General features: G+C 30.2%; 6 protein-coding genes and 1 rRNA gene. All 7 read right to left on the bottom strand.

Going from position 1 to position 7,095, the window contains the following annotated elements; all coding sequences use genetic code 11:
- Positions 1-89: 89 nt before the first annotated feature.
- A complete protein-coding gene (locus DFR80_RS14750; RefSeq protein ID WP_114490446.1) occupies positions 90-881 on the bottom strand; it encodes a carbohydrate ABC transporter permease in 792 nt (263 codons plus the stop codon).
- Complete coding sequence (locus tag DFR80_RS14745; protein ID WP_199505834.1) at positions 874-2,199, bottom strand: extracellular solute-binding protein; 1,326 nt, start codon at positions 2,197-2,199, stop codon at positions 874-876. Before DFR80_RS14745 ends, DFR80_RS14750 begins: the two co-directional genes overlap by 8 nt.
- 85 nt (positions 2,200-2,284) lie before the next feature.
- Entirely contained in the window at positions 2,285-3,601 is a 1,317-nt protein-coding gene (locus tag DFR80_RS14740) for an L-fucose/L-arabinose isomerase family protein (RefSeq protein ID WP_114490445.1), read from the bottom strand.
- A gap of 31 nt (positions 3,602-3,632) precedes the next feature.
- Complete coding sequence (locus tag DFR80_RS14735; RefSeq protein WP_076545157.1) at positions 3,633-4,550, bottom strand: AEC family transporter; 918 nt, start codon at positions 4,548-4,550, stop codon at positions 3,633-3,635.
- 1 nt (position 4,551) lies between these two features.
- Positions 4,552-5,415 (bottom strand): NAD(P)-dependent oxidoreductase, encoded by an 864-nt coding sequence (locus tag DFR80_RS14730; RefSeq protein ID WP_076545158.1) that lies wholly within the window; start codon positions 5,413-5,415, stop codon positions 4,552-4,554.
- 197 nt (positions 5,416-5,612) lie between these two features.
- Positions 5,613-6,794, bottom strand: coding sequence for an ROK family protein (locus DFR80_RS14725; protein ID WP_076545160.1), 1,182 nt, complete (start codon positions 6,792-6,794; stop codon positions 5,613-5,615).
- Between the two features lie 211 nt (positions 6,795-7,005).
- Positions 7,006-7,095, bottom strand: a 5S ribosomal RNA gene (gene rrf / locus DFR80_RS14720); the annotation flags it as partial.

Here is a 7,095-nt window from a genome sequence, read left to right as displayed (position 1 = left end):
TAATTCCAATTATAAGGAGTTTTTCTATTTTAAGCAAGTATTTTCGCTGAAAATAGAACTTGACATTTATTAAATATTTTTATGCAATGCTAGTGAATACTTGTAGCATCACCAGGCCCCCCATTTGTCATAACATAGATCTCAGAAAACGCCTTTAAAGCATTCACAATTCTTAAGATAACAGCTATAACTATTGAAGGCTTAAGCATCGGTAAAGTCACATGTCTAAATACCTGCCATTTAGTAGCTCCAGAAATAGCAGCAGCTTCATATGGAGATTCAGGTAAGGAGCTCAGACTGGCATATAATATCATAAACATAAAAGGCCACATCCGCCAGACATCCTGAATAATAATTGCTACAAAAGCAAAGGTAGACTTACTTAGAAATGGTACTGGATTAAAACCAAATAATCCAATTAACCAGTTAATTGCTCCGTATTGTGGATCATACATAAATCTAAATGTTAAGCCAGATACTACGGGTAATATAAAAACAGGCAATAATAATAGAGCCCTAACAACATGTTCACCAGCAAAATTATGATTTAAAAGCATTGCCACTCCAAGTCCAATTAATAATTCCAAAAATACACTAATTGCAACAAATAAAACTTGAAGTCTAACTGAATGCCAGAAGGCACCATTGCCAAATAATTTTATAAAATTATCCAGAAAGACAAATTCAGCCCCTCCAGACTGCGTCATATTCCAGTTGAAAAATGATAAAACAAATGAATAGACTAAAGGAAAAAATAGAATTCCGCCAAGTATTATTAATGCAGGAGCCAGAAATGCATAAGGAATAATATCATCCTTTTTTTCAAGGAAGCCCCATTTAATGAGGCTCCCTTCAATAGTATTTTTTAACTTCTTAATCATTCTTATATTCCTCAATTATATTTTCTATCTCTGATTTCATTTCTGTCATAGCTTTTCTGGGCTCCATTTCATTATTTATTACTTTGGCGAAATATAATTGAACTTTATCAGATACTTTCATATATTCAGGGAATCTCGGTCTGTGAACTGCCGCTTTATCTAAATTAGCAAGTACTGATTTATACCAGGGGTGATCTTTCTGAAGCATAGGATCTGTTAATAGGTCTTTACGAATTGGACTCATACCAGCTTCAACCAATTCTTTTCCAGATTCATAACTTCCCCACCAATAGGCAAATTCAGCAGCTGCCTGTTTATTTTCTGAAACTTTAGGCATTGTTAAAGACCAAACACCAGTAATTGCAGCTCTTCCACCTGGACCTTCAGGATTTAATGGATAACCAAGTTTGCCAGCAACTCTTGATTCCTTTGGATTTTCATGTCCAGCTATAATAGCAGGCCACTGAAGTGTAGCAAATACATTACCGGCATTCACATTTTGAATAGTCTCCGGATGACCCATACTTAATTTAGAAGGAGGTCCAAATTCTAATATTTTCTTATAATAATCAAGAGCAGCAACAGCCTTATCAACATCGAGAACTACATTTAAATTTTGATCTAAGATATCAACTCCAAAGCTTTTAAAAAGCCACATTGCTTCAACCGTAGCTCCTTCAGATTTTACAGTAAATGGTGCATATCCATACATCATTTCATCGGGATTATAAAAGAATTCTGCCATATCATTTAACTGCTCTAATGTATCAGGAGCCTGTAATTCATATCCATACTCATCTTTAAATGCTTTTTGGTTTTCTTTATTTTCAACTAGATCTTTTCTATAAATCATAATATATGCATTAGCATTTATAGGAAGACCTTTAATGCTATTATTCCAGGCTGCAGCAGTAACAGCTCCTTCGGGGATTTCTGATAATTGAATTTTTCCATCCATAACTTTTGGAGCTGGCCAATCTTTGTAATCAAGGAAATACTCAGCAAACTGAGGAACATATGGCTCATCAACTGCAACTAAATCATATTTACCAGTCTCAGTTGTAACATTCATTGCCATTTTTTGAGTTAGTGACTGAGTTGGAAGATCATCAATTACTACATCAATACCTGTCATTTCTTCAAATTCTGATACTCTTTCTTTAACAGCTTTTGTATGTGCATCTCGCCAAACTAAAACATTAATCTTTGTTCCTTCATAGGGTTTATCCTGAGCAGAAACTGACCCAAATACTAAAAACATACTACCTAAAATCATAAGTAATGTTAATGAAAAAATAATTGACTTTCTGAATAACATTTAACTTCCCCCTTTAATTTTTTATATCGAAAAAACAAACTTATTTTATTATCACCTCCAATAATTGTAATTAAAATAAAGCAAACTATTCAATAACTTTCCACTTTTTAATATCAGCAAATATTTTAAAGGCTTCAGTATAATCACCATAAACAACTGATATGTGATGTGCAACTCCATTATTTACAACTGTATCTAAAACTTCGTTAATATTCTTTTCAAAACGTCCTTTGAAATATGTTCCTTTGAGATCTTTTTCCATTGGTATTCCTTCACCTTTTTGCAGAAAGACTCTATACTCTCCCTGGGCTGAATCAAATCGTAATACAGAAAATTGATCACTCTTCATCACAAAGTCCGCTGTTACTCCTCTCCCTCCAGCAAAATAGCTATCTAAAGAGATATTACAACTGCCATCCCATAAATTACAGGGAGCAACTCCACAATGCCATAAGAGAGCGTAATTTTCTTCTAGATCCACCTGAGATAAATCAGCCAAGAATGGTGTTTCTGCACCAACTGCTTGATGTGCCAGCATTGACATAGTTCCTTCAACATCACCTTCACAACCTAAAATATAATCTTCGGATTGTAATAATGACATTGCTGCACAGGGCGAAATTCCAAAATTATCAGCAAATTCGGGCCAGCATCTAATTGCTAAAGCAGATAGTCCCTTACTATCAACAAAATTCTGAAGTTTAGCACTTAAACTTGCTACTTTATCTAACTGCTCAGTTGAAATATCACTTACATCAAAAACTTCTTTTAATTGTTCACGCCTGGCTGCTATATCTTTATCTGATACATCAAATTCCCATAGCTCTTTTAACTCATAATGGTCTATTAAAGCACCAGTTTCTTCAAAGGCTCTCAATTCATCAAAAGATAAATTAAAAAATCCTTTAGCTCTGTAACCTATAATACCTATTTTAGCATTTTCAAGGGCAGATTTGATTCTAATGGCATCTATCCAATTTTCATCAACCTGATCACCTATATTAGCATAATATTCTCTATTACCTGACTTATAAAGATTAGATGAATTCAGGTTAACACCACAAACTGAATTTAAGCGAATTTTACCGCCATTATAAGGAAGCTCATTTAATCCCCAGAGTAAAATTGGTTTATCCACAACTTTATCTAACTCCAGCACCAAATGACCTAAATGAAAAGTACCGCTGATAACTATTAGCCCATCAACATTTTGACTGCTAATTCTTTTGGCAGCTGTCTGTGCTTCTTCTACTTCAATTACTAAATCTTCGATTATTGTATAATTAACTTTTTCAATTTTTTTTAAATCATTTTTTATATTTTCATAGATTCTTTCGGCTGCCTGATAGTCAAATGTTTTTCGTCCTAGACAAACCACACCTAAATTAATTTCTTTCTTCATAGTTTTATCTCTCCCACTTAATTGAAATATTCTAAATTGATAAAAAATTAAAAACAACCCATAACAAAGTAAAGCTCATTATATTTGTTAAATTTACAATACTGGCAGATAATTTTAAATTCAAATTATTTTCCAGAGAATAAGGTATCACTGCCATTCCAGTTGGCATTATTAGTGAAATTAAAATTACAGCTCTATATAATTTTTCAAATGGTAAAATATAATATAATGATATTCCTATCAACAGGCCAAAGATATATTTAAAAGATATAACCCTAAAAATTCCTTTAATTTCTGATCTTTCTAGAGAAAAATCAAGATAGAGACCAAGTATCATTAAAACTAACGGACCATTGATAGTGGCAAACTTTTCGAGTATTGAATAAATAATTGTATTAGAAATATTAATATTTGTTAAACTTAAAATAAGTGCTAAAAAATAACTCATTAAAGGAATGAATCTTATAAGTTTTTTGAATATTGTTTTGATAGAATATTCAGCTTTCTGTTCATTATAAAAGCTGGCAACTATATAAGTCAGACCAAAAATAATAACTGCATTTCCCATATCAAAAAAAGCAATATATTGTAGCCCCTGGGTTCCCCAGATATTTTCTACAAACGGATAGGCAAATAAACCTATATTAAAACCCAGTAAAGATATGACTAAGCTTCCCTTATTATATCTTGGTAACTTTATAAAAATTTTTCTTGCTAAAAGCCATGATATCAGGCCATAAAGAATACAAATCAGAGGTAAAAATATTAAATTAACACTTAAATCGATATTCGAAAACACAGTAATTATCAATGAAGGTAAAGTAATATTCATTACAATTTTAACTAATGTATTTCCATCTGTTTGATCTATAATACTCACTTTTTTAAATAAATATGTTATTAAAATAATTGAAAGCGATATTAAAAAAGTAAAATTAATTTGACTCATTTTAGTTTCTATTTTCTATAACTTTAATAGTAGCAGAAAAATCCTCACCAGCATAACCTAAATCCATCGCCTCATCATAAACATTTTTTACTAAGTCAATACCAGGTAAATGAAGTGACATATTTTCTTTTATTGTTTTTGCTATTCCAACATCTTTATTCATGTTTTCAACAGAAAAAGCTGTAGTAAAATCTCTTTCCTTTATACTTTGAGCTTTAGCATCTAAATAAAAATTTTGTCCTCCACCATAAGAAATAGCTTTAGTGAAATCATCAATATTAATTTCAGCCTTTTCTGCCATAGTTAACATTTCATTAACTCCATTTTGTATCTGACCAACCAACATATTATGACAGATCTTCATTACCAGACCTGATCCATTATCACCTAAATATATTATATTTTCTCCCATAGTTAATAATATTTCTTTAACTTTTTCAAAAATTTCTTTTTTACCACCAAAATATATACCCAGTGTACCACTAACAGCCGCTGATTTACTTTTCACAACTGGGGAATCCACCATATAAGCTCCTCTTGCTTTTACTTTTTCTGCAAGTTCTTTGGAAACTGAGGGTTTAATAGTACTCATATCAATCCATAGTTTAGCTTCTGTTAATTCATCTTTAATATCTTCGTAAACAGCTTTTACATGCTCACTTTTAGGAACCATTGAAATAATAATATCTGATTTAGCAGCAACTTCACTGTTAGATTTAGCCGCTTTAGCACCTAGCTCAACCATCTGCTCAACTTTTTTCTCAACAATGTCATAGACAATTACATCTTCATCTCTTTTTTTTATTAAATTTTCACACATTGACTCACCCATAATGCCAAGTCCAATAAAACCAATTGTTTTCATTAATTATCACTCCCATCTGATATTTAATTAACTCTTTTAATTAAAACCTTAAAAAAAATAATTTTTAATATTAATTGCTGTCATAATGGTCTTTTTTATAAATATTATTTAGTTAACTCTTTTAATTAACTCACATTTGTCATTATAATACACCAAAAACAGTTTGTCAACATAAAAATCAGATAATTTTAAATCTTTTAAATTGTGCCGCCTGATTTATAAAAAAATTCATCTATTGCAATTGAAATACCACTGATATAGTTTTCTTTTAAATGACTTTTAATTATTAAATTATTCCTATTAATTTTTGGAATAATATTTTTTAATTCTTCTTTTATCTGATTTGTAAAGATATCATAACTAAAGGCTTTACCATGGAGAATAACTTTTGAGGGATCATAAATCGAAATAACATTACTAATACCCAGGGCAATAAAAAAGGAGACTCTATTCATTGTTTCTATTATTTTATCCCGAGATTTATCATATTTTTTTATTAGATTTTCAAAATCAATTGTACTTTCATGATAATCAATTTTTTCTTCAATCTTTAAATCTTCAAAAATAGCATTTTTAGAAATAATACTTTCCAGACAACCGTTTTTTCCACATCTACATTTTTTACCTTCATAATCTAATATCATATGTCCGATCTCACCAGCATTATTATGGCTTCCATAATAAATACGATTATTAATTATCAAAGAAGATCCAATTCCTGGTCCGTATTTAATAAATAAGATATTATCTCCTTTAACTTCAGTGTTGTTATTAATTTCAGCAAGAGAAAGAGCTCTTACATTATTATCAACAATTATTTTAGTTTGAAAAATTTCATTAAATATCTTTTTGATATTGACATCATAATCCCAGATACCATATGCCTGATGACTAATTCCAGTAATAGGATCAACAATACCAACTATGCCTATTCCTATCCCGATTATATTCTCTTTAGATAAATCATTATGAAATAAAAGTTCCATAGTTTTTTTGGCAATAAAATTCAAAAATTCTTTCGCCTGAATATCGGTATTGGTTTCAATCTCGATTTTCTTTTCGATAACTCCATTTAAATCTGATATGGCAATTTTAGTACAATTAATACCAATATCAATACCAACTACTTTTTTTATTTTATAATTTATATCTAAATGTATTTCTCTCCGGCCAGATTTTTTTATTTCATTTTCTACTTCGCCCTTCTCCTGAACTACTTTTTCTTCTATTAATTCTTTAATTAAATTGCTAACAGCAGCAGGAGTTAAACCAATTTCTTCAGAAATATCTTTTCTAGACAAAGGCCCACTTGAATTAAGCAATTTAAGTATTGAACTTCGATTATTAATTTTAACTTTTGACATATTTATTCCAGACAATAATATCCTCCCCTTATAATAAAATAATTTTATATTTAAATAAAAGAAGATCCTAATTAATTAGGATCCTGTTAGAATTAAAGATAATTAAACCTTTTAATTAAATATTATAATTTAATATAACATAATTAAGTAAATATGTAAAACAAATCTCAAATAAAATTTTCTAAGTTAATAGATTTAATATTTTGACTATTATAAATAAAAAAAGGACCGGCAGCGACCTACTCTCCCACATCGTTACCAATGCAGTACCATAGGCGCTGGAGGACTTAACTTTTGTGTTCGAGATGGGAACAAG

The sequence above is a fragment of the Halanaerobium sp. ST460_2HS_T2 genome (assembly GCF_003337665.1).
GTDB lineage: Bacteria > Bacillota > Halanaerobiia > Halanaerobiales > Halanaerobiaceae > Halanaerobium > Halanaerobium kushneri.
This window is presented reverse-complemented; position numbering and strand designations above follow the sequence as displayed.

Excerpts from the sequence above, each read along its gene's own strand:
- DFR80_RS14750 (WP_114490446.1), bottom strand. The coding sequence starts at position 881 with ATGATTAAGAAGTTAAAAAATACTATTGAAGGGAGCCTCATTAAATGG.
- DFR80_RS14730 (WP_076545158.1), bottom strand. The coding sequence starts at position 5,415 with ATGAAAACAATTGGTTTTATTGGACTTGGCATTATGGGTGAGTCAATG.
- DFR80_RS14740 (WP_114490445.1), bottom strand. The coding sequence starts at position 3,601 with ATGAAGAAAGAAATTAATTTAGGTGTGGTTTGTCTAGGACGAAAAACA.
- DFR80_RS14735 (WP_076545157.1), bottom strand. The coding sequence starts at position 4,550 with ATGAGTCAAATTAATTTTACTTTTTTAATATCGCTTTCAATTATTTTA.
- DFR80_RS14745 (WP_199505834.1), bottom strand. The coding sequence starts at position 2,199 with ATGTTATTCAGAAAGTCAATTATTTTTTCATTAACATTACTTATGATT.